Origin of the sequence: Streptomyces sp. NBC_00083, assembly GCF_026343295.1 — a bacterium.
Lineage (GTDB): Bacteria > Actinomycetota > Actinomycetes > Streptomycetales > Streptomycetaceae > Streptomyces.
This window is the reverse complement of record NZ_JAPELY010000001.1, coordinates 559,289-584,350: the sequence shown is the minus strand read 5'-3', so window position 1 is coordinate 584,350 and position 25,062 is coordinate 559,289. Positions and strand designations below refer to the sequence as shown.

Genomic DNA, 25,062 nt, shown 5'->3' with positions numbered 1-25,062 from the left:
ACCGGCCCGCCATGCTCGCCTCGCGGCAAGTGGTCGCTCTGAGCGACTAAGGTTGGGCCCGGGGGCTTGGATCGAGCCGGTGCCACAACCAGGCTAACAAACCACCCCGGGAAGTGATCCCCGCATCGCGAGTTGACCCGGAATTTAATCGCGGAGCAGGTCCGGCACCCCGTCCACGTCGGGCTCGTCCCGGTCCCCGGAGACGACCGTGAGCTGCTGCGTCGCCCGGGTCAACGCCACGTACAGCACCCGCAGTCCGGCCGGGGACTCGTCCGCGATCTCGGCCGGCGACACGACCACCGTGGCGTCGTACTCCAGCCCCTTGGCCTCCAGGCTGCCGAGCGCCACCACGCGGTCGCCGAGCGCCGCGAGCCAGCGCGCGGCCTGTTCGCGGCGCCGCATCGCGACGACCACGCCGACCGTGCCGTCCACCTGGTCGAGCAGGCGCGCCGCCTCCTCGCGCACCGAGCGGGCGAGGTCACCGTCGCGCACGACCGCGAACCGGGGCTCGACGCCCGTGGAGCGGACGGCGGCCGGCGACTTCATGCCCGGCATCGCCAACTCCAGCACCTTGGCGGCCAGTTCGGCGATCTCGGCGGGGTTGCGGTAGTTGACGGTCAGCTCGAAGCGGCGGCGCGGGCGGCTGCCGAGCGCCTCGTCGCGGGCCGCGGCCGCCTCGTCCGGGTCGGACCAGGACGACTGCGCGGGGTCGCCCACGATCGTCCAGGTGGCGGTACGCCCGCGCCGGCCGACCATGCGCCACTGCATCGGCGTGAGGTCCTGCGCCTCGTCGACGATGACGTGCGCGTACTCGGTGCGTTCGAGCGCCAGCCGCTCGGCGCGCTCGCGCTGGGTCTCCTCGCGGTGCGGCATCAGCTCTTCGAGGCCGGTGAGCGCGTCCAGCGGGTCGTACTCGCGCTTGCGCCGGGGCCGGGCCGGGGCGCCGAGCAGCGTCTCCAGCTCGTCGAGCAGGGCCACGTCGTGCACCGAGTATGCGCCCTCGGCGGCGCGGGCCAGCGAGCGGGCCAGGCGGCGCACCTCGCCCTGGTTGAGGACCCGGCGGGACCAGCGCGCGAGGCGCCGCTCGTCGGCCATCGCGGCGAGCACCCCGCGCGGGGTCAGCTCCGGCCACCAGGCGTCGAGGAAGGCGATGAAGGCGTCCTCGGAGGCGATGTCGTCGTCGAAGGAGGAGCGCAGTTCGGCGGCGAGCTCCGGGTCGGTGTGGCGGCCGTTGGCGCCGGACCTGGACCACAGCGCGTCGAGCAGGAGCCTGCGGGCGCGCGGGCGCAGCAGGTTGACGGGCGCGGTGCCGCTGAGCACGGTCTGGCGGATGCGCCGCAGCTCGTCGGCCTCCAGCTCGACGCGGGCGCCGAACGCGACGACCCGCAGCCGCTGCGCGGGCTCCTGCTCGCCGAGGGCGAGCTGTTCGCCGCCGCGCCGTCTGGACCGTGCGGGGCGCTCCCCAGGCCCTTCGAGGGCACCCCTGGCGGCCTTGCGCAGCACGTGGAGCATGCGGGACGAGCCCTTGACGCGGGCGACCGCGGGTTCGTCGTACGCGGTGGCCTCCGCGCCGTCCACCAGGTTGCCGACCGCGCGGATCGCGACCTGGCCCTCCTCGCCGAGCGAGGGCAGCACGCCCTCGGTGTACGAGACGAGCAGCGGCGTCGGCGAGACGATCAGGATGCCGCCCGCGTAGCGGCGCCGGTCCTGGTAGAGCAGGTAGGCCGCGCGGTGCAGCGCGACGGCGGTCTTGCCGGTGCCGGGGCCGCCCTCGACGTAGGTGACGGAGGCGGCGGGCGCCCGGATCACCATGTCCTGCTCGGCCTGGATGGAGGCGACGATGTCCCGCATGGTGTGGCTGCGGGCCTGGCCGAGCGCCGCCATCAGGGCGCCGTCGCCGATGACGGGCAGCCCGGCGCCGTTCAGGGTCGCCGTGAGCTCGGGGCGCATCAGGTCGTCCTCGACGCCGAGCACCTTGCGGCCCTTGGAGCGGATGACGCGACGGCGTACGACACGGCCGGGGTCGACCGGGGTCGAGCGGTAGAACGGCGCCGCGGCCGGCGCCCGCCAGTCGATGACGAGCGGCGAGTAGTCGGAGTCCAGGACGCCGATCCGGCCGATGTGCAGCGTCTCGGCGATGTCGGCCGTGCCGTCGGGACGCACGGCGTCCTCGGCGGGCTCGACCGAGGTGTACGCGCCGTCCGGTCCCTTCTTGCCGTCCTCGCCGAGCAGCAGGTCGATCCGGCCGAAGAGGAAGTCCTCGAACTCGTTGTTGAGACGGTTGAGATGGACCCCCGCCCGGAAGACCTGGGCGTCCCGTTCGGCGAGCGCGCCTGGCGTGCCGACCTGACCGCGCTTGGCGGCGTCGTTCATCAGGAACTCCGCCTCATGGATCTTCTCCTCCAGGCGGCGGTACACCTGGTCCAGATGTACCTGTTCACCAGCGATTTCGCGTTCCCGGACCGAATCCACCGCGGATTCGGAGGTACCGGAAGCGGAATCGACAGCGGCATCCTGCGCGGCCACCGAGGCCCCCTTCTGACGTGCATTGGGCAGCCGTCAACCGTACGCGAAGGGGGACCCCTTGTCAGGCCACAATCCGGCGCGGCACCGCATGTCGGGACGGCCGTCCCGGCAGGTGGCCTACGCCGGCACGTCCACCAGGGCCTTCCCGTCGAACGTACGGACCTCGAAGTGGTCGATCTGGTCGCGGTTCATCGCGGTGCCGCCGTACACGTAGAGCGGATGGCGCGCCGACACGTGCGGGCTGTCCGCGATGCCGTACCCCCAGGCCGGCACCGCCCAGGACGTCACGGTCTCCTTGTCGCCGTTCTTGCCGACGGCGATCAGGCTGCACTTCAACGGGCCCTTGGCGTTCTTGAGTTCCAGGACGGTGTTGGTGCCCCACGCCTTGGCCTCGGTGCCGACGGTGGCGGTGGTCCCCGTCGTGGGGTCGGTCGCGGAGACCTTCCGCGCCATGTGGTCGAAGGCGTCCTCGGCGGGGCTCGTCGGGTTGGCCTCGGCGCTCTGGTGGGTGCCGCTCCCCGACGACGTCGCCACCACCGCGACCGCCGGGCCGCCGATGATCAGCGCGGCCGCGGCCGCCACCAGATACGTGGTGCGGCGCCTGCGCCGGGCGCGCTGGGCGGCGACCTCGTTGATCAGTGTCTCGGTCACCCCGGGCGGCACCGGCCGCAGCGGCTGGGCGGCGGGGCCCGGGAACTCCTTGAGGGCGGCCAGCATCGGCTCCATGCCGGCCAGGGCGTCCAGTTCGGCGGCGCACCAGTCGCACCCCGCGAGGTGGGCCTCGAAGGCGGTGGCCTCGGCGTCGTCGAGGATGCCGAGCGCGTACGCCCCGACCGCCTCGTGCACCGAGCCCTCGGCGTACTCCCCGGTCATGCCGTCACCCCCCGTTCCTCCAGTGCGAGCTTCATCGAGCGCAGGGCGTAGAACACCCGGGACCGCACGGTCCCGCTGGGCACGCCGAGCACCTGGGCCGCCTCATTGACCGTACGTCCCTTGAAGTACGTCTCGACGAGGGCCTCCCGGTGGGCCGGGGTGAGGTCGTCGAGCGCATCGGAGAGGGTCATCAGCCACAACGCCTTGTCGATCTCGTCCTCCGCGGGCATGACCTCCAGCGGCGACGGATCGACCTCCTGCGGCCGGGCCTGCCGGCTGCGGTGGCCGTCGATGACGATGCGACGCGCGACCGTCACCAGCCAGGGGCGGACCGAACCGGTGGCCCTGTTGAGCTGACCGGCGTTCTTCCAGGCACGGATGAGCGTCTCCTGCACGACGTCCTCGGCCCGCTGGCGGTCGCCGGCCACGAGACGCATGACGTACCCGAGCAGCGGCCCCGCGTGCTCGCGGTACAGCGCCCGCATCAGCTCCTCGTCGGGCACGGAGCGGTGTCGGGCGCCGCGCGGACGGTCATCGGCCACGGCGGCATCCTTGCGCAACCGGCACCTCCAGGTCGAGACCATCCGGCGCGCGACCGCGAGCCGGTACGTCTCTCCATACGGACGGTTGTCCGGAACCATTCAAAACAGCGGCGATTTTCTCGGCGGGCCGCCCCGCGGTCCCGTCAGAGCGCGGCGACGCGCCGCCGGTGCCGGGCCACCCGCTCGCGGTTGCCGCACGCCTCGCTCGAACACCAGCGGCGCCGGCGCCCGCGCGAGGTGTCGAGGTAGAGCAGCCGGCAGGAGTCGCCCTCGCACTGGCGCAGCAGGGTCCGGGCCGTGGGGTCGGTCAGCAGGTCGAGGGCGTCCCGGGCGATGGCGGCGAGCAGCGCGCCGCACTCGGGGGCGCCCTCCGGGGCGCGGGCGAGCCTGCCGTCGGGGCCCCTGACGGCGCGTACGCCGGGGGGCGGGACGGCCGCCAGGGCGTTGACCCGGTCGAGCGCGGCCGGGGCGCCGTCGACCCGCGCGCCCAGCTCGGCGTGGACCAACGCGCCTACGCAGCGGCGCAGTTCGACGAAGCGGCCGGGCCAGTCGTCGCGTGCCGCAGCGCGCGGTGCGGCGCACGGCAGGAGTCCGGCGTCGAGCAGCCACTGGTCCAACTGGGCCGCACCGCAGAGCTGTTCGCCCTCGTACGCGCCGGTCGCCAGCAGATCAAGACAGAGCCGCCCCGATTCGAACCGCACCATGCGCCTGTCACCGCCTAGGGGTTACCGGTGAGTGCTCCCCCTAGAGTGCCCCTCGGGCACCGCCCTCGGAACCCCCCGGGTCGAGCGCCAGCCGGTAGCCGCGTTTGACGACGGTCTGGACGACGCGCGGCGCGCCAAGTGCCGTGCGCAATCGCGCCATTGCCGTCTCGACGGCGTGTTCGTCGGTGCCCGAGCCCGGCAGGGCGCGCAGCAGGTCGGCGCGGGACACCACCCAGCCGGGGCGGCGGGCCAGGGCGCGCAGCAGCGCCATGCCGGCCGGCGGGACCGGGCGGGGTTCCCCGTCGACGACGACGGCGTGGCCGCGGATCTCGACGCGGTGCCCCGCGATGGCCAACACCGCTGCACGGGAGGGCAGTTCGGTGCACAGGAGCTGGACGAGAGGGCCGAGGCGGAAGCGTTCGGGGGCGTACGTGGGCACGCCGCGGGACTGGAGCGGGAGGGCGGTGACGGGGCCGACACAGGCGGGCAGCACGTCGTCGCGCAGGGCGAGCAGCAGCGCGTCGAGCAGGCCGCGTTCCCCGGCCCGGTTCAGGAGGGAGAGCGCGGCGGGGGCGCTGGTGAAGGTCACGGCGTCGAGGCCGCGCGTCACGGCCGCGTCCAGGAGCCGATCGAGGGGGGCCATGTCCTGCGGCGGCATCCACCGGTACACCGGCACCCCGACGACCTCCGCGCCGCCGGCGCGCAGCGACTCCACGAAGCCGGGCAGCGGTTCCCCGTGCAGCTGGAGCGCGATGCGCCGGCCCGCGACGCCCTCGGCGAGCAGCCGGTCGAGGACCTCAGCCATCGACTCGGAGGAGGGCGACCAGCGTTCGGTGAGCCCCGCCGCGCGCACCGCGCCCTTGACCTTGGGCCCGCGGGCGAGGAGTTCGACGCCCTTGAGGGTGCCGAGGAGGGCGTCGCCCATCCCCCAGCCGTCGGCGGCCTCGATCCAGCCGCGGAACCCGATGGCGGTGGTCGCCACCACCGTGTCGGGCGCGCGGGCGATCAACTCCCGTGTGGTGGCGAGGAGTTCGCTGTCGTCGGCGAGCGGCACGATGCGCAGCGCGGGTGCGTGCAGCACGGAGGCGCCGCGGCGCGTGAGCAGCGCCGTGAGTTCGTCGGCGCGGCGGGCGGCGGTGACCCCGACGGTGAACCCGGCGAGCGGCCCGTGGGGTGCGGCCGCTTGGGGTGCTGCGGTCATGACTCTCCCGGTGGTGCGGTGACGGCCGAGCCTGCCAACGGGGCGTGACGTGCGGGGTTCGCCCCGGTTTCCCCGCTGTTACGTCCGGCCCCGCCGACCAGGATCACACGTTCGCTCCGGCGGGCGCTGATTCGGCGCGGGCGGGGGTGTGTGCGGGCCTGCGGACGTATACCGCCCAGGTCACCGCGGAGCACACGGCGTAGCAGCCGAGGAAGGCGGTGAAGGCGGCGGTGCCGGTGCCGGAGCTCTGGAAGGACTGGCGGAAGGCGAGGTTGACGGCGAGCCCACCGAGCCCGCCGACCGCTCCGACCAGACCCATGGCCGCCCCCGACAGGCGCCGCCCGTGGGCCGCCGCGGCCTCCCCGGCGAGCCCGCGGGCGTGCGCCTGCGCCTGGAAGATGGCGGGGATCATCTTGTACGTGGAGCCGTTGCCGAGCCCGCTGAGCGCGAACAGGGCGATGAACCCGGTGAGGAAGACGGGCAGCGAGGTGTGGACGGAGGCGTACAGGACGACGCCGGTCGCGGCGGCCATCGCGGCGAAGGCGCCGAGCGTGATGCGGGCGCCGCCGTACTGGTCGGCGAGACGGCCGCCGAGGGGCCGGATCAGGGAGCCGAGCAGCGGCCCGATGAAGGTGAGCGAGGCGGCCTGGAGCGGGGTGCGGCCGAACTGGGTCTGGAGCACCAGGCCGAAGGCGAAGCTGTAGCCGATGAACGACCCGAACGTGCCGAGGTAGAGGAAGGCCATGAGCCAGGTGTGCGGCTCGCGCAGCGCCGCGGTGACGGCGCCGGTGTCGTTGCGCACCGGGGCGAGGTTGTCCATCCCGAGGGCGGCGGCGAGGCCCGCGGCCACGATGAGCGGCAGGTAGACGGCGAGCACGACGCGCGGGTGGGCGGCGCCGGCGGTCGCGATGACGAGCAGCCCGACGAGTTGCACGACGGGTACGCCGATGTTGCCGCCGCCCGCGTTGAGGCCGAGCGCCCAGCCCTTCTCGCGCAGCGGGAAGAAGGCGTTGATGTTGGTCATCGAGGAGGCGAAGTTGCCGCCGCCGACACCGGCGAGAGCCGCGACGAGCAGGAAGGTGCCGTACGAGGTGCCGGGCTCCATCGCGAGCCAGGCGGCGCCGGCCGGGACCAGGAGCAGCAGGGAGCTGAAGACGCTCCAGTTGCGGCCGCCGAAGCGGGCGACGGCGAAGGTGTAGGGGATGCGGGCGAGGGCGCCCACGAGGGTCGCCAGCGAGATCAGGAAGAACTTGCCGGCGGGGTCCACTCCGTAGGCCGGGCCCATGAACAGGACCATGACCGACCACAGGCTCCAGACGGAGAAGCCGATGTGTTCGCAGAACACGGAGAGGTACAGGTTGCGCCGGGCGACGCGGGCGCCGCCCTCGCGCCAGAAGGTGTCGTCCTCCGGCTCCCACCGTTCGATCCAACGGCCGGTCATCATGCCTCCACGGTCGGTCCGCCACTGGTGGGAGCGACCGTAGGGAGGGCGGGTTTCGGCCGCGTGCCGCCCGGTGACCGGGGTGCAACCGTGTCTTCACGCGGTGCGGGCGGCGGCGGTGAGACCGCCGCCCGCGCCCCGGGTCAGACGGGCCAGAGCCGGGGGCGGCGCTTGGCCGCCACGTCCTCGACCCAGCCGAAGCACAGCACGCACAGGCCGACGAGGAGCCAGGTCACCAGGAGCACCGGCCACGAGCTGTTGAGGAACTTCCCCCAGCCCGCGAGCGCGTCGATGCTCCAGAGGTCGTCCCAGACGGTGGCGGCGACCAGGATGCACAGGTTGTGCCACAGGTAGACCGTGACGGCACGGGAGTTGAGCAGGGTGATCAGCCGGTCCCAGCGGCGCAGCGGGGCCGGCCACTGGGCCCACGAGGGGCTGATGTGGAGCAGCAGGAGCACCGCGCCGAGCGACCACAGGGTCTGCGCGAGCGGGATCGAGTCGAGCTCGGTGGAGCCGAACAGGGAGTATCCGCCGTGCACCGCCCACCAGTAGCCGACGGCCATGACGATGGGGGCGAGCGAGGGCACCAGGTAGTTCGGCACCTTCCGCAGCACGCCCGCCTGGTGGGCCATGCCGAGGATCCAGCAGGCGCCGAAGGTGGCTAAGTCGGTGACCGCGGAGTCGATGCGTTCGGGCAGGCCGAGGTCGACGAATTCCAGGAGCGCGGAGAGCGCGACCGGCGCGAGGACGGTCGGCCATGCGGCGCGGCGGAGCATCGCCCTGAAGAGCGGCGAGAGCAGCACGAACCACAGGTACGCGCGCAGGTACCAGAGCGGTTCGGCAAGGTTGGCGCCCCAGTCGTCGCCGAGGACGTGGTGGATGCCGGGCAGGCCGGCCGCGTACGGCGGATCGCTGAGCGGGACCACCCAGAACAGCAGGTGCCCCCACCACCAGGCGGGGTGCCCCTCGGAGTCGGGGCCCCAGCCCTGGGCGAGCATGCCGGTGACGCCGACCGCGCCGAGCAGCCACATCGGCGGCAGCAGGCGGCGCATCCGGCCGCGGACGACCTGGACGGCGGGCCTCTTGAGGGAGCGGGCCATCAGGTTGCCGGCGAGCGCGAACATCACGCCCATGGACGGGAAGGCGATCGGCAGCCAGGCCCAGCCCATCAGGTGGTAGAGCACCACCCGGAACAGGGCGAGGGCGCGCAGGAAGTCGAAGTACCTATCGCGCACGGGCGCCCGGGGTGCCGGGGCGGGCGGCGTCGCCACCGTGTCCGGCACCTCCACGTACGAGCTCATCGGGCGGCCTTCCGCTCGGCCGGGTTGCCGGGGGCCTCGACGACGCCGGTGCGGCGCAGCTTCTGCCAGCGCAGCCGGCCGCCGGTGACCGCGGTGATCCAGGACTGGAGCAGCACGACGTACATCAACTGCCGGTACAGGACCTGCTGGAGCGGCAGGGAGAGCAGGTGGGTGAGGCGTTCCTTGTCGAGCCGGAAGGCGTACGCCGCGCACACCCCCTGGATCGCGAGGACGACGAGCCAGGCCACGATGGTCTGCTCGGTCTTGCCGAAGACGATCCCGTAGAGCAGGAAGATGTCGATGAGCGGTGCGAGCAGCGGCGCCACGACCATGAACAGGGCGACGAGCGGGAGGCCGACGCGGCCGAAGCGGCCGGATGCGCCGCGGTCCTTGATGGCACCGCGGTGCTTCCAGATCGCCTGCATGGTGCCGTACGACCACCGGTAGCGCTGCGACCACAGCTGCTGGACGGACTCGGGGGCCTCGGTCCAGGCGCGCGCGTTCTCGGAGTAGACGACGCGCCAGCCGTCGCGGTGGATGGCCATGGTGATGTCGGTGTCCTCGGCGAGGGTGTCCTCGCTCATGCCGCCGACCCGCTCAAGGGCTTGGCGGCGGAAGGCGCCGACCGCGCCGGGGATGGTGGGCATGATGCCCAGCAGGTCGTACATGCGGCGGTCGAGGTTGAAGCCCATCACGTACTCGATGTGCTGCCAGGCGCCGATGAGCGAGTTGCGGTTGCCGACCTTGGCGTTGCCGGCCACGGCGCCGACGCGCAGGTTGCCGAAGGGCTGCACGAGTTCGCGTACGGTCGACGGCTCGAAGACGGTGTCGCCGTCCATCATCACGACGAGTTCGTACCGGGCGTGCGCGATGCCGTTGTTGAGGGCGGCGGGCTTGCCGGCGTTCTCCTGGCGCACCACGCGCACATTGGGGTAGCCGAGCGCCTCGACGATGTCGGCGGTGCCGTCGCTCGACCCGTCGTCGATCACGATCACTTCGATCGGATGGTCGCTGGCCATGAGCGAGCGGACGGTGTTGGCGATGCATTCGCGTTCGTTGTACGCGGGCACGAGCACCGACACCGGTTCGGTGACCGGCGCCCCCCACCGGAAGTCCTTCTTGCGCACCTTGCGGGCGTGTACGAAGGAGAGCACCAGCATCAGGCCGAAGCGGGCGAAGACCAGCACGCCGACGATGGCGAGGCCCACGACGAGGAAGTCGGTGGTGTGCTCGGCGACCTGTACGGCGCCGACGAACGCCTGGCCCTTCCACAGGTCCATGCCGGTGACCGGGGTCAGCGCGCTGGGCGCGCCGAGCGCGGTGGTGAGGTTGACGAAGGTGTACCCCGACTCCTGCATGTCCGGCAGGAACTTGTCGAGCGCGGCCACGGTCTGCGAGCGGTCGCCGCCGAAGTCGTGCATCAGCACGATGGCGCCCTTGTCGTCCTCCGGGGTCGCGTTGTGGATGATCTTCTTGACGCCGGGCCGCTGCCAGTCCTCACTGTCGGTGGAGTCGAGCGCCACGACGTAGCCCTTGCTCCCGACGTACTGGACGACCGGCCAGGTGTCGTTGTCCATGGCGTCGGCGAAGGAGGAGTACGGCGGCCGGAAGAGCGAGCTGTGCACGCCTGCGGCGCCCGCGAGGGCGAGCTGGTTCTCGGAGAGCTCGCGGTCGATGCGTGACTTCGACTGGTAGGACAGGTCGGGGTGGTTGAAGGTGTGCAGCCCCACCTCGTGGCCCTCGGCGACCATCCGCTTGATGAGGTCCGGGTAGCGCGAGGCGTTGGTGCCGGTGACGAAGAAGACGGCGTGCGCGTGGTACTTCTTCAGCTCGTCCAGGACCTTCGGCGTCCAGGTCGGGTCCGGGCCGTCGTCGAAGGTGATGACGATCTTGTGGTCCGGGATCTGCAGGCTGACCGGCTTGCCGGGGTCGCGCGCGTCGATGACCGGGCCACCGTCGATGATCTTGTCCGGCACCTTGTCGGTGGGCGCGGGGTCGCGCACGCGGTGGTCCGCGGAGATCTCGCTGTGCACATAGCCGCGCAGCATGAGCATCGCGACGAGCGCGACGAGGAGCAGGAGCGGCAGCAGGTACCGCATGGGCAGCCGCTTGCGCCGCGTCGGCCGCGGCTTGGCCTGGGTGGTTCTCATGGCAGGTGTCGTTACGCCTTCGGGCCGGTACGCCGTGGGGGCCGTACGGGGTTGGTGCAGAGGGCCGCCGGTCCGGACCGCTGCGGGCGGGCCTTCGGGACGGTGTCAGTCGCCGGTCGGGCCGGCGTTGCTCGGGAGCCGGCGGTGCCGGTGGTGTTCACGCGCGGGAGGGGCCGGCGTGGGCGGGGTGCGCCGGGAGGGGCCGGCGGCGCGTGCGGTTCCGGCCGCCGCGGGCGGGCCGGGGCGGCGGGGCTCAGGCGCCGGTCTTGCCGCCGGAGGGGGAGACGGTGTGGCCGGTCGGCTTGGTGGAGGAGCCGACGGGCGGGGAGGCCTTGGTGTTCACGGGGCTGTGCCCGGTGACGGGGGTCGCGCCGTGCGGGGCCCTGGCGGGCGCCGAGGCCTTGGAGGCCTTGGACGACGGCGCCTTGGGGACGCTGTGCGTGGGGGCCACGATCTTCTTCGCGGACGCCTTGGGCTGCGGGGCCTCGGCGGCCTGCGAGGCGGTCGCCTTCGGCGGGGCCGTCACGGCGTCGGTCTTGTCGTCGGGGATGGTCAGGCCGGGGGCGCTGGCGCTGCCGCCGAGCAGCGAGCCGACGAGCGCCACGGCGAAGGCGATGGCGGCGAGCCCGAAGGCCCAGCCGAGCCAGCGCACCTTCTTGCCGCGGCGTCCGCTCGCGTCGACGAACACGGGGCGGTCGTGGCCCCGCTGGCTCGGGATGGCGGCGAGCGGCCGGAAGATGGGGATCTTCTGCGTCGCGGAGCGCTCCACCGGCTCGGGCGCGGGCTCGGTCCGCTCGGTCCGCTCGGACGCGACCATCCGGTCCAGGGTCTCGGTCCTCACGGTCCGGTCCGCCGGCTCACGCCCGGTCGTCGGCCGGTCCGTCGCCCGCTCCGTGGTACCGGGCTTGATCAACTGCTCGGCGAAGACGCCCAGTTGCATCGTTGCGTCGTGCTGAGGGTGTTCCTTGGCCGCGCGGCCGGTGCGGGCCTGACCGCCCGGCCCGCTCTGTATCCGACTGTCCATGTTCGTACGCACTCCCTGATGTGTTCCGCGGGTTGCGCGCACGACTCCCGGACGCCACATCCGGAACGGGGAAAACCCCACCCGTTCCTCGCGCCCCCACTATCCCGCCGCACCCGGGCGTTGAATGTAGCGCACGCTGCTGTGGACATGTGTCCACGTATCGCGTGATGTTCGACTTGGCCGACCCGCATCCGGGGCATCAGCCGCCATCAGGGACAAGTCGGGCTCGGGAAGCCAGCTGCCGGGCGGCCTCGTCAGCCATCCGTGCGTGGCCGCGCAGCGCTCCGCGACCCGCCGCAGGACGCGGACTCCGGGGTGCGCGAGCCCCTTGCGCCACACCATCGAGACCGGCGCGAGCGGCACGGGCGAGGTCAGCGGACGCACCACCATGCCGGGCACCTCCATGAACTCGGTGCTGGCGAGGACCGACCAGCCCCGCTTGCGCACCACCCGGACGAACTCCTCCTCGCCCGCGATCTCCGGGAACGGCGCGGCCGCCGCGATGCCGCGCCCCGCGAAGAGCCGCTCCGCCAGGTCGGTCCATTCGAGGGTGGCCGGATTGCCCGCCGCCACGTACAGCGTCTCGCCGGCCAGCGCCGCCAGGGGCACCTCGGCCAGGGACGCGAGCCGGTGCTCCGCGTCGAGCAGCACCGCCATCCGCTCGAAGCGCACCGGCTGGTGGCACAGCGCGGCGCGGACGGCGGGGTCGAGCCCGGCCACCCGGCCGAAGGAGACGTCGAGCCGCCCGGCGAGGATCTCGGCGGCGGCGCCGGTGAGCCCGCTGATGTAGCGGGCCACGAACTCGGCCCCGGGGGCCTCGGCGCGGGCCGCCGCGAGGACCCGCGCGCCGGTGCCGACGGGCGCCGACACGTCGACCAGGAGCGGCCGCTCGCTGCCCTGGGCCGGCCACGCGTCGCGCAGCTCGTCGTGGGCGGCGAGCACCCGGCGGGCGTACGGCAGCAGCCGCTCCCCGTCCGGGGTGAGCGCCACGGCGCGGGTGGTGCGGACGAGGAGCTCGGCGCCCAACTCCCGTTCCAGGCGCCGCACATCGCGGCTCAGGGCCTGCTGGGCCACGAAGAGCCGGGCCGCGGCGCGGGTGAAGTGCAGCTCCTCGGCGACGGCGACGAAGGAGCGCAGCAGGCGGGGGTCGGCATCGCGGGGCACCGGCGCAGTCAACCGCATCGGACGCGTTGACAACAAGAGTGCGTGAATCGGCTCCGATCAGGTGTTGGACCGCCGCGCGCAGCCCCGGCAAGGATCGGCGCATGCCGCGAACACCCCCGCTCTCCCGCCGCTCCAACCCCTACATACGTCTCTTCCGCACCCCCGGCGCCCGCGCCTTCACCCTGGCCAACCTCATCGCCCGGCTCCCCATGGGCATGTTCGGCGTCAGCGCCGTGCTCATGATCGCGGGGGCGCGCGGCTCGTACGCACTGGCCGGCGCGGTCACCGCGACCGGGCTCGCCGCCACCGCGCTCGTCGCCCCCTGGACGGCCCGGCTCGTCGACCGGCACGGCCAGGCCCGGGTCGCCGTGCCGGCCACGGCGATCGCGGTGCTCGGCTCGCTCGCCCTGCTCCTGTGCGTCCGCTTCGACGCCCCCGACTGGACCCTGTTCGTCGCCTACGCCGCGACCGCCACCACCCCCAACACCGGCGGCATGTCCCGCGCCCGCTGGGCCCATCTGCACCGGGGCCCCTCACCGCGGGACGCGGCCGCACTGCACACCGCCAACTCCTTCGAGCAGGCCGCCGACGAGCTGTGCTTCATGATCGGCCCGGTCGTCGCCGCGTTCCTGTGCTCGGCCCTGTTCCCCGAGGCCGGCACCCTCGTCGGCGCCGTCCTGCTGATGACGGGCGTGCTGCTCTTCGCCGCCCAGCGCTCGACCGAGCCGCCCGCCTCGCCGCGTACGAGCGCCTCCAACTCTCCTGTACGAACACGGGGGTTCACGGCCCTGCTCGCCGTCTTCCTCGCCACCGGCGCGGTGTTCGGCGCCCTGGAGATCGCGACGATCGCGTACGCCGACGGGCTCGGCCACCGCTCCGCCGCGGGCGCGGTGCTCGCACTCCAGGCGGCCGGGTCCTGCGCCGCCGGGCTCGTCTACGGCACGGTGCGCCCCGCGCGGAGCGTGCCGGGGCGGCTCGTCCTGTGCGTCGGGGCGATGAGCGTCCTGATGTGCCTGCCCCTGCTCGCGGCGCGGGCGGGCGGCTCGCTGCCCCTGCTCGCGGCGGCCCTGCTCTGCGCGGGCGCGGCCACCGCGCCCACCATGGTCACCGGCATGACGCTGGTCCAGCGGCTCACCCCGCCGGGCCAGTTGAACGAGGGCATGACCCTCGCCGTCACCGCGATCCTCGGCGGAATCGCCGCGGGATCGGCCCTCGGCGGGCAGGTCGTCGAGCGGGCCGGCGCGGGGACGGGCTACTTGGTCCCGCTCTGCGCGGCGTCCCTCGCCCTGGTGGTCGGCGCCGTCGGACGCGGGCGGTACGCTGCACCGCCCCGCAGATGAGCGGGCGTCCCCCTCCGCTTGAGTATGACCCTGTGTCAGGAAAGGCCGATCCCCATGGCCATGAAGAAGTCGACGATTCAGCGCCAGGTCGCCGAGGCGATCGCGCAGGCCAATCCGCAGGACCGCCCGATCGTCACGATCCAGGCGATAGCCGGCCCGAGCGTGTGGCTGATGAGCCTCATCGGCGTCATAGGCCAGGCGTTCCTGACGTATTACTTCATCACCGTGACCCAGCAGGCCGTGCTGCTGCACCGGGCGAGCCGGATGAGCAACCGCCCGCAGGAGCTCGTGACGGCGATCCCGCCGAACGAGGCGCTGCAGATGATCAGCGATGTCCGGCGCAACACGCTGTGGAGCTCGTTCCGCTGCCAGCTGCCCGGCCAGCCGAAGCCGATCCGCATGAACGTGCACCGCATCTGGCGCAACGAGATGGACCAGCTCCTCGGCATGCTGACCGGACAGCCGACCGTCTGACCCGGCCGTCCGACCCGGCCGTCCGGCCCCGCCGCGGCTCGGCCCGGGATCCGGCCGCGGACACGACAAAGGCCCGGCCGCTCGAAAGCGACCGGGCCTCTGCCTACATGGGGCGAGGGGATCCGGATGAATCCGGTTCTCCTCGACGGTGGAGATGGCGGGAATCGAACCCGCGTCCAACGGTGCAAAAACAGGGCTTCTCCGTGTGCAGTTCGCTGCGATTTTCTCGGCCCCGGCAATCACGCGAACAAGTCGCCGACGGGCCCAGTCACTGTTTGATTTCCTTCCAGACCCCGTGACCGGGTCTAGAAGTTTAGTTCCCTAGCTGATGCCAGGATCCGGGTCGGGAACAGCCCCGGGCTGACACTTCGCAAGTCGCTACTTAGGCAGCGAGGGCGAAGGAATCGCGCTTGGTGTTGGCGATTATTGTTTGCGACATATGGTTTACGAGATCATTGCCGCTTCCTCGACACGCTTCCCCTGCTTCGACATCCGCTGTCGAAACCGATCATCCCCATGTGGTGTTTTCAAGGTGGTGCCACACCTTCGCTGAGGTGCAGTGCCATCGTACGTGACCAACGCCCGACGGTGCCAGCCTATTCCGCGCGGGCCGGACACGGTCCGGGTACGCGGGCCGGATACGGGCCGGATACGGGTCCTACCGCAGGCTGGCCCGCTCCTTGCGCTTGGCCGCCGAGATGACCCGGTCCGTCTCGCGCCGGTCCTGCTTCTCGCGCAGGGTCTGCCGCTTGTCGTACTCCTTCTTGCCCTTGGCGAGCGCGATCTCGATCTTGGCGCGGCCGTCCTTGAAGTAGAGCGCGAGGGGCACGATCGTGTGACCCGACTCCCCCGACTTCGACTCCAGCTTGTCGATCTCGACCCGGTGCAGCAGCAGCTTCCGCTTGCGCCGCGCGCTGTGGTTGGTCCACGCGCCCTGCGCGTACTCCGGCACGTGCACGTTGTGCAGCCACGCCTCGCCGCCGTCGATCTGCACGAACCCGTCGACCAGCGACGCCCGGCCCTGCCGCAGCGACTTCACCTCGGTGCCCGTGAGCACGAGACCGCACTCGTAGGTGTCGATGATGAGGTAGTCGTGCCGTGCCTTCTTGTTCTGCGCGACGATCTTGCGCTTGCTGTCCTTCTCTTTGTCCTTGCCCGTGTTCTTAGCCATAGTGCGGCCATTTTCTCACCCCGGCGCAAGCGGTTTACGTCGCGCCGCCGAGGCCGCTCAGGACCGTCTCGGCGTGTTCGAGGGCGTGCTCGGTGACGGGCAGGTCCGGGGTGATGCCCGACCCGTCGAGGCCGTGGCCGGCCGGGGTGCGGTAGTGGCCCACGGTCAGCTCGGCCACCGAACCGCCCGCGAGCCCGGTCGGCATCTGGACCGAGCCCTTGCCGAAGGTGCGCGAGCCCACGGTGACCGCGCGGCCGCGGTCCTGGAGCGCGCCGGTCAGCAGCTCGGCCGCGCTCATGGTGCCGCCGTCGATCAGCACCACCAGGGGCCGCGCGCCGTCGCCGCCGCCCTGCGCGTACAGCGCGCGCTGGCGGCCGTGCACGTCGTACGTGGCGACCAGACCGCCGTCGAGGAAGGCGGAGGCGGCCGTGGTGGCCTCGGTGACCAGGCCGCCGCTGTTGCCCCGCAGGTCGAGCAGGACCCCGGCGCCCTTCGGGGCCCGGCGCACCGCGGTGCGCACCTGCTCGCCGGAGCCCTTGCTGAAGGCGGCCACCTTGATCATCACGACCTTGGCGGAGAGGGCGGTGACGGACACGTCGTGGGTGCCGAGGACCGCCCGGTCCAGGGCCCGGGTCCAGCTGCGCGAGCCCCGGCTCAGGCCGACGACGACCTTGCTGCCGGCCGCGTCCCCGCGCAGCCGGGCGACGGCCTCCGTGACGGGCTGGCCGTCCGCGGACCAGTGGTCGACGCTGTGCAGGACGTCGCCCGGCTCGATGCCGGCGCGGGCGGCGGGGCCGCCGGCCTGGACGCGGGTCACCTCGGTCCTGCCGTCACCGGTGACGGCGAGCCAGAGGCCGACACCCGTGTAGCGGCCTTCGAGGGCGTCCGCGTACTGCTCGTACTCCGCCTTGTCGTACACCGCGCCCCAGCGGTCACCGCTGCGCCCCACCGCGTCCTCGGCGGCCCGGGTGCCGGACTTCCCGTCGGCCTCGGCCTCGGCCGCCGCGCGCGTCACGTCCTCCGCGGTGCGGTCGCCGCCCCGGGTGGTGTGCCCCTGCCGCGCGTCCGGGTCGTGGGCGGCGGTCCCGGCCGGTAACGCGGTGGGCCTGCGCTCGGCGCTCGGCAGGCAGTTGGTGGCGGCGGCGGTCGCGAGGACGGTCACGAAGACCAATGCCAGAGCAGCCCCGCGGCGCACGCCGCGGGGCCTGGGACAAAGGTCCGGGCCGAGCATGGCGCCGAGTCTAGGACACGGGTCGGGCGCCGTAGGGGGTGTTGCTCCTACGGCGCCCGGGGTGTTCGTCACACGTGGGTCAGACCTTGAGGTATTTGCGCAGGGCCAGGAAGGCGGCCGCTGCGGGCAGCAGGATGCTGGAGGCGAGCACCAGGGGGATCTTGGCGAGCACCTCGTTCCACCCGATGAACTTGATGAGGCTCAGGTTCTGCGCCAGCGACATGCCGTGATCGATTATGAAGTAGCGCGCCAGGACCAGGAGTCCGGCCGCTCCGATGCCGCCGAGCAGCCCGGCGAACGCGGCCTCCATGATGAACGGGGCCTGGATGTAGAAGCTGGACGCTCCCACCAGGCGCATGATGCCGGTCTCGCGGCGGCGGCTGAACGCCGAGACCCGCACGGTGTTCACGATCAGCATCACGGCCACGGTCAGCATGATGATCATGACGACGATGGCCGCCGCGTTCATGCTGTTGAGGATCTTGAACAGGGTGTCCAGGGTGCCGCGCTGGTCCTGCACCGACTCGATGCCGTCCCGGCCGGCGAAGGCGGTCGCCACCACCTTGTACTTCTGCGGGTCCTTGAGCTTGACCCGGAAGGACTCCGGCATCTGGTCGGGGGTGATGGAGCTGGCCATCGGCGTGGAGCCGTACTGGTCCTTGTAGTGCTTGTACGCCTCGTCCTGCGACTCGTAGAGGACGCTCTGCACGATGTCGAGCTTCTTGAGGTCGGCCTCTATGTCCTTCTTCTGCTGCGCCGTCACCGCGCCCTTGGCGCACTGCGAGACGGTCTCGGCGTCCGCCTTGTTGCAGAGGAAGAGGGAGACGTTGACCTTGTCGTACCAGTAGTCCTTCATGCTGTTGACCTGGTCCCGCATCAGCAGCGTGCCGCCGAACAGGGCGAGCGAGAGGGCCACGGACACGACGACGGCGATCGTCATGGTCAGGTTGCGGCGGAGACCGACCCCGATCTCCGAGAGTACGAACTGGGCGCGCATGGCGACGATTTCAGCCTTTCAGTGCTCGACGAGTGCTCTACGGCGCTCAGTGCTGGTAGCCGTAGACGCCGCGCGCCTGGTCGCGTACGAGACGGCCGGACTCCAGCTCGATGACGCGCTTGCGCATCTGGTCGACGATGTTCTGGTCGTGGGTCGCCATGATTACGGTCGTGCCGGTCCGGTTAATCCGGTCGAGCAGCTTCATGATGCCGACGGAGGTCTGCGGGTCGAGGTTGCCGGTCGGCTCGTCCGCGATCAGCAGCATGGGCCGGTTGACGAAGGCGCGGGCGATGGCCACGCGCTGCTGTTCACCGCCGGAGAGCTCGCCGGGCCTGCGGTCCTCCTTGCCGCCGAGCCCGACCAGGTCGAGGACCTGCGGCACGGCCTTGCGGATCTCGCCGCGCGGCTTGCCGATGACCTCCTGGGCGAACGCGACGTTCTCCGCGACGGTCTTGTTGGGGAGCAGCCGGAAGTCCTGGAATACGGTGCCCAGTTGGCGCCGCATGTGCGGCACCTTCCAGTTGGAGAGCCGGGCCAGGTCCTTGCCGAGCACGTGCACCTGCCCCTGGCTGGCACGCTCTTCACGCAGGACGAGCCGCAGGAAGGTCGACTTCCCGGAACCGGACGAGCCGACGAGGAAGACGAACTCGCCCTTCTCGATGTCGAGGGAGACATCCCGCAGGGCTGGTCGGTTCTGCTTGGGATAGGTCTTGGAGACGTTGTCGAATCGGATCACGGGTGCACCACGGGTCGGCCGGGAGTATAGGTGTGCGTGACCTTACGCGAACGGGACGAGCCCGCGCAGGCCCCGTCCGGGGATGCCCCTTATGTCCCCGAAGCCCCGGCCCGGTGCCGGGTCCGGTGCCGGGCCCGGGGCGCGGGGTGAATCCGGACGGGCGCGCCGAAACGCGCGGGAGCTGGCACAGTGGTAGGGGGAACGGTTGCGTTTCCCTGAGCGTTGAGCGGAGAGATAGCGGTTTGACTGCTGTATGCGCCGGCTCCGCCGCGCGGGAGGAGGAGAGCGCATGACCTATGACCGATTGGTGTGCGCCAACTGCGCGGCGCCCGTGAGTGAGGGCCGCTGTCGCGTCTGCCGGGCGAACCGGGAGCGCCTCCAGCAGGAGAGCCAGTGGGGGGCGCTGAGCCCGGCCATGCTGGTGATGCTGCTGATCGTGCTGGTGGGAGCGCTGGCCCTGCTGGCCCACCAGACCGTCTGAGCGGCGGTCCTCACGTCGTAGCCGTACGCGAAGAGGGCCCCGGGTGCGTGATCGCATCCGGGGCCCTCTTGCGTGGCGCTGCCTACGGCTGCCGAGGGTTACGCGACGTTGCGGCTGTTGACCAGGCGCGGCATGAAGCGGAAGCCGATGCCGCCCGCGATCATGGTCGCGGCGCCGATGATCAGGAAGGTGGTCCCGCCCGCACCGGTGGCGGCCAGCTCCTCCTTCTGCTGCCCCTGCTCGACGGGCTGCGACCCGACGGTGTCGGGGTTGGTGCCGGTGCCCGTCTCACCGGTGGTGCCGGTGGTGGACCCCGTGGTGCCGGTCGTGCCCGTGGTGCCGGTGGACCCGGTCGAGCCCGAGGTGCCCTGCGAGGTCGAGCCGGTGGAGCCCGAGGTGCCGGTCGAGCCGCCGGAGCCCGAGGTGCCCTGCGAGGTCGAGCCGGTCGAGCCGCCGGTCGTCGAACCGGTGGAGCCGGCCGTCGTGGAGCCGCTGGTACCCGCGGTGGTCGAACCCGTCGAACCGGCGGTGGTCGAACCCGTCGAGCCCGCGGTGGTCGAGCCGGTGGAGCCCGCCGTCGTGGAACCCGTGGAACCGTCGGTCGTCGAACCGGTCGAGCCGGCCGTGGTCGAGCCCGTGGAGCCGTCCGTGGTGGAACCGGTCGAGCCGGCCGTGGTCGAGCCGGTGGAGCCGTCCGTGGTCGAGCCCGTGGAGCCGTCGGTCGTCGAACCGGTCGAGCCGGCCGTGGTGGAGCCCGTCGAGCCGTCCGTCGTCGAGCCCGTGGAGCCCTCGGTGGTGGAGCCCGAGTTCGAGCCGCCCGTGGTGCTGCACAGGGGGTCGGTCGGGGCACACGTGCCGTCGAGGCTGATCGCGGGCGGGGTGCTGTCGTCGGAGCCGACGGCCTGGGCCGCCCCCGCCGCGGTCAAGGACGCGCCGGCGGCTATCACCGCACCGGCAGCGATCCGCGCGAAGCGGACCCGCGTGTTCGTGGTCATCTGCTTGCTACCCCCAGTAGCCGATCTCGTCATGGAGCAGCGCCCGGGGCGGCAACACCGGGCGGACCATGAGGCCCTCCCGCGTCACACGCGCCCCAGAGTTACGCATGCCGCGCGTTAGCTTTGCCAGTTTTAAAGAGGGCGTCAAGGTCGTTGCGCACGCAATGTCCGAAATCAACTCACTTGCCGGGCGTACGGGAATACGACTGTGACAGAAACCCCGAACTGGCGCCCCCCACGGGCGAGTTGCGATGTCGACAAAGCGCCGAACAGGTCAATTGCCGCTTGCGCCAGCGAATCCGGTGGTGGCGCCCCCGTTCACCCGGCCCCCTCCGCACAACCGCCACGGAAGGCGCACACGACCCCCACACGGCGAAGGCGCCGGTCCCCGACAGGGGGCCGACGCCTTCGGATGCGTAAGGGACGCGGTCGAACGGGCTACTTCTCCTGCTGCTTGCGCCAGCGGATGCCCGCTTCCAGGAAGCCGTCGATCTCGCCGTCGAGCACGGCCTGCGGGTTGCCGACCTCGAACTCGGTGCGCAGGTCCTTCACCATCTGGTACGGGTGCAGGACGTACGAACGCATCTGGTTGCCCCAGGAGTTGCCGCCGTCACCCTTGAGCGAGTCCATCAGCGCCTGCTCCTCCTGGCGGCGGCGCTCGAGGAGCTTGGCCTGGAGGACGTTCATGGCGCTCGCCTTGTTCTGGATCTGGGAGCGCTCGTTCTGGCAGGACACCACGATGCCGGTCGGGATGTGCGTGATGCGGACCGCGGAGTCGGTGGTGTTGACGCCCTGGCCGCCGGGGCCGGAGGCGCGGTACACGTCGATGCGCAGCTCGGTCTCGTCGATGTCGACGTGGTCGGACTGCTCGACGACCGGCAGTACCTCGACGCCCGCGAAGGACGTCTGGCGGCGGCCCTGGTTGTCGAAGGGCGAGATGCGCACCAGGCGGTGGGTGCCCTGCTCCACGGAGAGCGTGCCGTAGGCGTAGGGCGCGCTGACCACGAAGGTGGTCGACTTGATGCCGGCCTCTTCCGCGTACGAGGTCTCGTACACCTCGGTCTTGTAGCCGTGGCGCTCGGCCCAGCGCAGGTACATGCGCTGGAGGCGCTCGGCGAAGTCGGAGGCGTCGACGCCGCCGGCCTCGGCGCGGATGTTGACCAGTGCCTCGCGGGAGTCGTACTCGCCGGAGAGGAGGGTGCGGACCTCCATCTCGTCCAGCGCCTTGCGCACGGACTGCAGCTCGGTCTCGGCCTCGGTGCGGGTGTCCGGGTCGTCCATCTCCTCGGCGAGCTCGAAGAGCACCGCGAGGTCGTCGATCCGGGAGCGCAGGGCCTCGGTCTTGCGCAGCTCCGCCTGGAGGTGCGAGAGCTTGCTGGTGATCTTCTGCGCCGCCTCGGGGTCGTCCCAGAGGGACGGGGCGGCCGCCTGCTCTTCGAGCGCAGCAATATCTGCCCTCATCGTGTCGAGGTCCAGGACGGCCTCGATCGACCCCATGGTCGAGGAGAGGGACTTCAGCTCTTCGGATACATCGACGACTGCCACGGGTCCAGCGTAACGGCTGCGCGCTCCGGCGTTCCCCGGCCCACTGGCCGACGGGGCCCGCTAGGGGACGACGGGCGCCGAGTTCTCGGTGTCCTGCGGCGGGGACTGGGTGCCGGAGTCGTCGCTCAGGGCCAGCCAGCCGCCGACGCCGACCGCCGCGGCGAGCACGACCGCGGCCGTCGTCAGGACCAGCCTGCGCTTGCGCACCTGCTCGGCCCGGTGCCGGGCGGAACCGGGCCGGGGGGCGCCCGCGGAGCGCGGCGCGCGGGCGGTGCCGAGGGGGCCGCCGGCCAGCTCGTCGGGGGCGGGCACCCGCATGCTGGTGTGGGTGTCGCGGTTCGCGGAGTCGTGCGGCGCCCCGGGCACCAGCGGGACCGCGCCGCGACGGGGGGTGGTGGGGGCGGTCGGGTACGGGTCCTCGTACGGCTCCTCGTCCTCGGCGCCCTCCGCGTCCGGCTCGTCCACGTCGAGCGGGGGCATGCCCGCGATCAGGGGGAGCAGTTCGCGCAGCCGGACCGACAGCTCGGAGGCGCGCAGGCGGGAGGCCGGGGCCTTGGCGAGGCACTGGACGATCAGCTGCCACAGCTCGTCGGGGATACCGGGCAGCGGAACCACGGTCTCGGTCACGTGGCGGCGCAGGACGGCGCCGGGGTGGCCGCCGCCGAACGGCGTGAAGCCGGCGAGCAGTTCGTACAGGACGGTCGCGAGGGCGTAGATGTCGACGGCGGCGCGCGGCGGGAGGCCCTCGACGATCTCGGGGGCCAGGTAGTCCGGGGTGCCGATGATCCGGGTCGCCTTGGTGCGGCGCGGGGTGTCGATGAGCTTGGCGACGCCGAAGTCGGTGAGCAGCGCGGGGTGGGCGCCGCCGGGGCCGAGCGGGCCCTGCATGTCCAGGAGGATGTTCTCGGGTTTGACGTCGCGGTGCACGATGCCCGCCGCGTGGGCGGCGGCCAGCCCGTCGGCCACGTCGGCCGCGATGGCCACGGCCGCTTCGGGGGCGAGCCTGCGCTCGCGGTCGAGGCGGGTGCGGACGTCGGTGCCCCGGATCAGGTCCATGACGAGGGCGAGGTCGTTGCCGTCCACCACCAGGTCGCGGACGCCCACGACGTGCGGGTGGTCGAGGCCGAGCAGGGCGGTGCGCTCCTGGACGAAGCGTCCGACCAGCTCCTGATCGGCCGCGAGGTCTTCGCGCAGCAGCTTGATGGCGACGGGGCCCTCGGGCCCCTCGCCGAGCCACACCGTGCCGGCGCTCCCCCGGCCCAGGATCTGGTGGGCGGTGTACCGGCTGCCGATATTCCGTGCCAAGACTGCTCCCTCAGCGGCTGGCTGTGCACGCTGAGGCTACGCGGCCGGGACGCCAACCTTCACTTCCGGCGCCGAAATCACCCTCTGGAAGTCGACAAATCCATGAAGTCGTGTCCCGGCCGGGGTGTTCTCCGGCCGGGCACGGGCCGGTGATCACTGGCCTGTCGAGTCGCCGATGCTCTTGATCCAGCCGGATACCGTCGAAATCCCGTCACCGATCGCCTGCCAGTAGCTCTTGCCCTGGGCGACCCAGTCCTGGAGCGGCGTCAGCTCCCAGATCAGCCAGCCGGCCACGAAGAGCAGCACGAACGTGAACAGACAGCCCTTGAGGCAGCCGAGGCCGGGGATGCGCATCCGGTTGGGGCTGCGCCGGCGCGGCTCCCTCGGCTCGCGCGCCGGGGCCTGCGGCTGCTGGGGCTGCTGGGGAGGCGCGTACTGCTGCCGCTGCGGCGCGGGCTGCTGCGGCTGCTGGTAGGGCTGCGGCGGCGGGGCGTACTGCTGGTGCTGGGGCGGGCGCTGCCGGCCCTGCGGCGGGCGCTGCTGACCGTAGCCCTGCTGCCGGCCCTGCTGGTTGTAGCCCTGCTGGCCCTGCTGACCGTAGCCCTGCTGGCCCTGCTGGTCGTAGCCCTGCGGGGGCTGCTGCTGGCGGTGCGGGCGGCGGCGCAGCGGGTCCTGGTCGGGCGAGAGGTAGCCGACCTGGGTCTGCTCGTTGCGGTCGCGCGCCGCCTGGAGCTGGGACTGCCAGGGGTGCGGGTCCTGCGGGGAGGGCTGCCCCGGCGGCACCGGCGGCAGCACGGCCGTCGGGTCGGCGTGGGGGCCCTGGCCGGTCTGGGGCAGCACCGAGGTGCGCGCGGCCGGGTCGTAGGAGCCCGCGTTGGTCGGGAGGACCTGGGTCGGGTCGGCGGCGCCCGGCGCGTCCGGGACGGGGGCGGGCGCCGGGTCGGGCGCGAGGAGCGCGCCCACGCCGTCGGCGGCCTCGACCTGGGCCGGGGTGGAGTGCACCCCGATGCCGGAGGCGACGACGCGCAGCCCGCGCGCCAGGTTCTCGGCGCTCGGGCGCCGGTCCGGGTCCTTGCTGAGGCAGCGCTCGATGACCGTCCACAGCGGCGCCGGCACGGTGGTGGGCCTGCGGGGCTCCTCGCTGAGGTGCCGGTGCAGCACTTCGAGCGCGGTGCCGCCGGCGAACGGCGGACGGCCCGTGACCAGCTCGTACAGCAGGATTCCGGCGCCGTAGATGTCGACGGCGGAGGTCTGCGGGCGGCCCTCGGCGGACTCGGGTGCCACATAGGCGGGGGTGCCCACGAACTCGTGCGTGCGGGTCAGGCCCGGGGAGTCGGCGAGGCGGGCGATGCCGAAGTCGGTGAGCATCGGGCGCATCACGCCGTCGCGCTCGTCGAGCAGGACGTTGGCGGGCTTCAGGTCGCGGTGGACCACGCCGTCGGCGTGGCTCGCGGCGAGCGCGTCGGCGATCTGCGCGGTGAGCAGCGAGGCGGCGACCGGGGTGAGCGGGCCGTTCTCCCGGAGGTAGCGGTGCAGGTCCGGGCCGTCGATCAGGTCCATGACCAGAGCGAGCAGATCGCCCTCGACCACCAGGTCGCGGGTGCGCACGATGTTGTCGTGGCGCAGCCGCAGCAGCACGGAGCGCTCCCGCAGGAAGCGCATCACCACATCCGCGTCGTTGGCGAGCTCCTCCTTGAGGACCTTGATCGCCACGGTCTCGCCCGGCTCGCCCGCGACGGATGCCTCGGAGCCGGCGGTCTCTCGCTGGCGGGCCCGCCAGACGGTGCCCGTGGCGCCGCGTCCGAGCGGCTCCTCAAGCAGGTATTTACTGCCTACCGGCCGCACGTCATGCGCTCCCTGC

General features: G+C 72.3%; 21 protein-coding genes and 1 other RNA gene. 3 read left to right on the top strand and 19 right to left on the bottom strand.

Going from position 1 to position 25,062, the window contains the following annotated elements:
• Positions 1-144: 144 nt before the first annotated feature.
• From OOJ98_RS02495 to OOJ98_RS02450, 10 genes are all read right to left on the bottom strand, one after another.
• Complete coding sequence (locus tag OOJ98_RS02495; RefSeq protein WP_267052951.1) at positions 145-2,418, bottom strand: UvrD-helicase domain-containing protein; 2,274 nt, start codon at positions 2,416-2,418, stop codon at positions 145-147.
• A 225-nt stretch (positions 2,419-2,643) separates the two neighbouring features.
• Positions 2,644-3,399: an anti-sigma factor gene (locus tag OOJ98_RS02490; RefSeq protein ID WP_267052950.1), complete on the bottom strand. Its 756-nt coding sequence runs from the start codon at positions 3,397-3,399 to the stop codon at positions 2,644-2,646.
• Complete coding sequence (locus tag OOJ98_RS02485; protein WP_267055481.1) at positions 3,396-3,983, bottom strand: sigma-70 family RNA polymerase sigma factor; 588 nt, start codon at positions 3,981-3,983, stop codon at positions 3,396-3,398. Before OOJ98_RS02485 ends, OOJ98_RS02490 begins: the two co-directional genes overlap by 4 nt.
• A gap of 101 nt (positions 3,984-4,084) precedes the next feature.
• Positions 4,085-4,645: an ABATE domain-containing protein gene (locus OOJ98_RS02480; protein WP_267052949.1), complete on the bottom strand. Its 561-nt coding sequence runs from the start codon at positions 4,643-4,645 to the stop codon at positions 4,085-4,087.
• A gap of 40 nt (positions 4,646-4,685) precedes the next feature.
• The gene (locus tag OOJ98_RS02475) at positions 4,686-5,846 is read right to left on the bottom strand and encodes a uroporphyrinogen-III synthase (RefSeq protein WP_267052948.1); all 1,161 of its coding nucleotides are present in this window, start codon (positions 5,844-5,846) and stop codon (positions 4,686-4,688) included.
• Between the two features lie 103 nt (positions 5,847-5,949).
• Complete coding sequence (locus OOJ98_RS02470; protein ID WP_267055480.1) at positions 5,950-7,287, bottom strand: NarK/NasA family nitrate transporter; 1,338 nt, start codon at positions 7,285-7,287, stop codon at positions 5,950-5,952.
• Between the two features lie 143 nt (positions 7,288-7,430).
• Positions 7,431-8,588 (bottom strand): acyltransferase, encoded by a 1,158-nt coding sequence (locus OOJ98_RS02465; RefSeq protein ID WP_267052947.1) that lies wholly within the window; start codon positions 8,586-8,588, stop codon positions 7,431-7,433.
• Positions 8,585-10,687 carry a bifunctional polysaccharide deacetylase/glycosyltransferase family 2 protein gene (locus OOJ98_RS02460; protein WP_267055479.1) on the bottom strand — a complete coding sequence of 701 codons (2,103 nt, stop codon included), beginning with the start codon at positions 10,685-10,687 and terminating at the stop codon, positions 8,585-8,587. The genes OOJ98_RS02465 and OOJ98_RS02460 overlap by 4 nt, the downstream gene beginning before the upstream one ends.
• A gap of 304 nt (positions 10,688-10,991) precedes the next feature.
• Positions 10,992-11,762, bottom strand: a complete 771-nt coding sequence (locus OOJ98_RS02455) for a hypothetical protein (protein WP_267052946.1) — start codon at positions 11,760-11,762, stop codon at positions 10,992-10,994.
• 99 nt (positions 11,763-11,861) lie between these two features.
• On the bottom strand, positions 11,862-12,926 hold the full coding sequence (locus tag OOJ98_RS02450) for a LysR family transcriptional regulator (protein WP_323177875.1): 1,065 nt from the start codon (positions 12,924-12,926) through the stop codon (positions 11,862-11,864).
• Between the two features lie 101 nt (positions 12,927-13,027).
• On the opposite strand from OOJ98_RS02450, the gene OOJ98_RS02445 reads away from it, so the two are divergent.
• Together OOJ98_RS02445 and OOJ98_RS02440 are read left to right on the top strand one after the other, a co-directional pair.
• Positions 13,028-14,266, top strand: a complete 1,239-nt coding sequence (locus OOJ98_RS02445) for an MFS transporter (protein ID WP_267052944.1) — start codon at positions 13,028-13,030, stop codon at positions 14,264-14,266.
• Between the two features lie 54 nt (positions 14,267-14,320).
• Positions 14,321-14,740, top strand: a complete 420-nt coding sequence (locus tag OOJ98_RS02440; RefSeq protein ID WP_267052943.1) for a hypothetical protein — start codon at positions 14,321-14,323, stop codon at positions 14,738-14,740.
• Positions 14,741-14,886: 146 nt separating this feature from the next.
• Here OOJ98_RS02440 and ssrA read toward each other — a convergent pair.
• The 5 genes from ssrA to ftsE all read right to left on the bottom strand — a co-directional run bounded on the left by ssrA (position 14,887) and on the right by ftsE (position 18,875).
• Positions 14,887-15,256: a transfer-messenger RNA gene (gene ssrA / locus OOJ98_RS02435) on the bottom strand.
• A 142-nt stretch (positions 15,257-15,398) separates the two neighbouring features.
• Positions 15,399-15,911, bottom strand: a complete 513-nt coding sequence (gene smpB / locus OOJ98_RS02430; RefSeq protein ID WP_267052942.1) for an SsrA-binding protein SmpB — start codon at positions 15,909-15,911, stop codon at positions 15,399-15,401.
• A gap of 34 nt (positions 15,912-15,945) precedes the next feature.
• Positions 15,946-17,142, bottom strand: coding sequence for a S41 family peptidase (locus OOJ98_RS02425; RefSeq protein WP_267052941.1), 1,197 nt, complete (start codon positions 17,140-17,142; stop codon positions 15,946-15,948).
• Positions 17,143-17,221: 79 nt separating this feature from the next.
• Positions 17,222-18,139, bottom strand: coding sequence for a permease-like cell division protein FtsX (ftsX, locus tag OOJ98_RS02420; protein ID WP_267052940.1), 918 nt, complete (start codon positions 18,137-18,139; stop codon positions 17,222-17,224).
• Between the two features lie 46 nt (positions 18,140-18,185).
• Entirely contained in the window at positions 18,186-18,875 is a 690-nt protein-coding gene (gene ftsE / locus OOJ98_RS02415) for a cell division ATP-binding protein FtsE (RefSeq protein ID WP_267052939.1), read from the bottom strand.
• A 289-nt stretch (positions 18,876-19,164) separates the two neighbouring features.
• Between ftsE and OOJ98_RS02410 the strand changes: the two genes are divergently transcribed.
• Entirely contained in the window at positions 19,165-19,356 is a 192-nt protein-coding gene (locus OOJ98_RS02410) for a hypothetical protein (protein WP_267052938.1), read from the top strand.
• A gap of 98 nt (positions 19,357-19,454) precedes the next feature.
• Here OOJ98_RS02410 and OOJ98_RS02405 read toward each other — a convergent pair whose 3' ends face one another.
• From OOJ98_RS02405 to OOJ98_RS02390, 4 genes are all read right to left on the bottom strand, one after another.
• The gene (locus OOJ98_RS02405) at positions 19,455-20,351 is read right to left on the bottom strand and encodes a hypothetical protein (RefSeq protein WP_267052937.1); all 897 of its coding nucleotides are present in this window, start codon (positions 20,349-20,351) and stop codon (positions 19,455-19,457) included.
• A gap of 438 nt (positions 20,352-20,789) precedes the next feature.
• Positions 20,790-21,896 carry a peptide chain release factor 2 gene (gene prfB / locus OOJ98_RS02400; RefSeq protein ID WP_267052936.1) on the bottom strand — a complete coding sequence of 369 codons (1,107 nt, stop codon included), beginning with the start codon at positions 21,894-21,896 and terminating at the stop codon, positions 20,790-20,792.
• A 60-nt stretch (positions 21,897-21,956) separates the two neighbouring features.
• Positions 21,957-23,201 carry a serine/threonine-protein kinase gene (locus tag OOJ98_RS02395; protein ID WP_267052935.1) on the bottom strand — a complete coding sequence of 415 codons (1,245 nt, stop codon included), beginning with the start codon at positions 23,199-23,201 and terminating at the stop codon, positions 21,957-21,959.
• Positions 23,202-23,354: 153 nt separating this feature from the next.
• Positions 23,355-25,046: a serine/threonine-protein kinase gene (locus tag OOJ98_RS02390; RefSeq protein ID WP_267052934.1), complete on the bottom strand. Its 1,692-nt coding sequence runs from the start codon at positions 25,044-25,046 to the stop codon at positions 23,355-23,357.
• Between the last annotated feature and the right edge of the window lie 16 nt (positions 25,047-25,062).

Bases quoted from the DNA above. Each gene is read 5' to 3' on its own strand.
- ftsX (WP_267052940.1), bottom strand. From the start codon at position 18,139: ATGCGCGCCCAGTTCGTACTCTCGGAGATCGGGGTCGGTCTCCGCCGC.
- OOJ98_RS02480 (WP_267052949.1), bottom strand. From the start codon at position 4,645: ATGGTGCGGTTCGAATCGGGGCGGCTCTGTCTTGATCTGCTGGCGACC.
- OOJ98_RS02440 (WP_267052943.1), top strand. From the start codon at position 14,321: ATGGCCATGAAGAAGTCGACGATTCAGCGCCAGGTCGCCGAGGCGATC.
- OOJ98_RS02445 (WP_267052944.1), top strand. From the start codon at position 13,028: ATGCCGCGAACACCCCCGCTCTCCCGCCGCTCCAACCCCTACATACGT.
- OOJ98_RS02490 (WP_267052950.1), bottom strand. From the start codon at position 3,399: ATGACCGGGGAGTACGCCGAGGGCTCGGTGCACGAGGCGGTCGGGGCG.
- OOJ98_RS02455 (WP_267052946.1), bottom strand. From the start codon at position 11,762: ATGGACAGTCGGATACAGAGCGGGCCGGGCGGTCAGGCCCGCACCGGC.
- OOJ98_RS02475 (WP_267052948.1), bottom strand. From the start codon at position 5,846: ATGACCGCAGCACCCCAAGCGGCCGCACCCCACGGGCCGCTCGCCGGG.
- smpB (WP_267052942.1), bottom strand. From the start codon at position 15,911: ATGGCTAAGAACACGGGCAAGGACAAAGAGAAGGACAGCAAGCGCAAG.
- OOJ98_RS02470 (WP_267055480.1), bottom strand. From the start codon at position 7,287: ATGACCGGCCGTTGGATCGAACGGTGGGAGCCGGAGGACGACACCTTC.
- OOJ98_RS02410 (WP_267052938.1), top strand. From the start codon at position 19,165: ATGACCTATGACCGATTGGTGTGCGCCAACTGCGCGGCGCCCGTGAGT.
- OOJ98_RS02460 (WP_267055479.1), bottom strand. From the start codon at position 10,687: ATGCGGTACCTGCTGCCGCTCCTGCTCCTCGTCGCGCTCGTCGCGATG.
- OOJ98_RS02465 (WP_267052947.1), bottom strand. From the start codon at position 8,588: ATGAGCTCGTACGTGGAGGTGCCGGACACGGTGGCGACGCCGCCCGCC.
- OOJ98_RS02405 (WP_267052937.1), bottom strand. From the start codon at position 20,351: ATGACCACGAACACGCGGGTCCGCTTCGCGCGGATCGCTGCCGGTGCG.
- OOJ98_RS02485 (WP_267055481.1), bottom strand. From the start codon at position 3,983: ATGGTCTCGACCTGGAGGTGCCGGTTGCGCAAGGATGCCGCCGTGGCC.
- OOJ98_RS02425 (WP_267052941.1), bottom strand. From the start codon at position 17,142: ATGCTCGGCCCGGACCTTTGTCCCAGGCCCCGCGGCGTGCGCCGCGGG.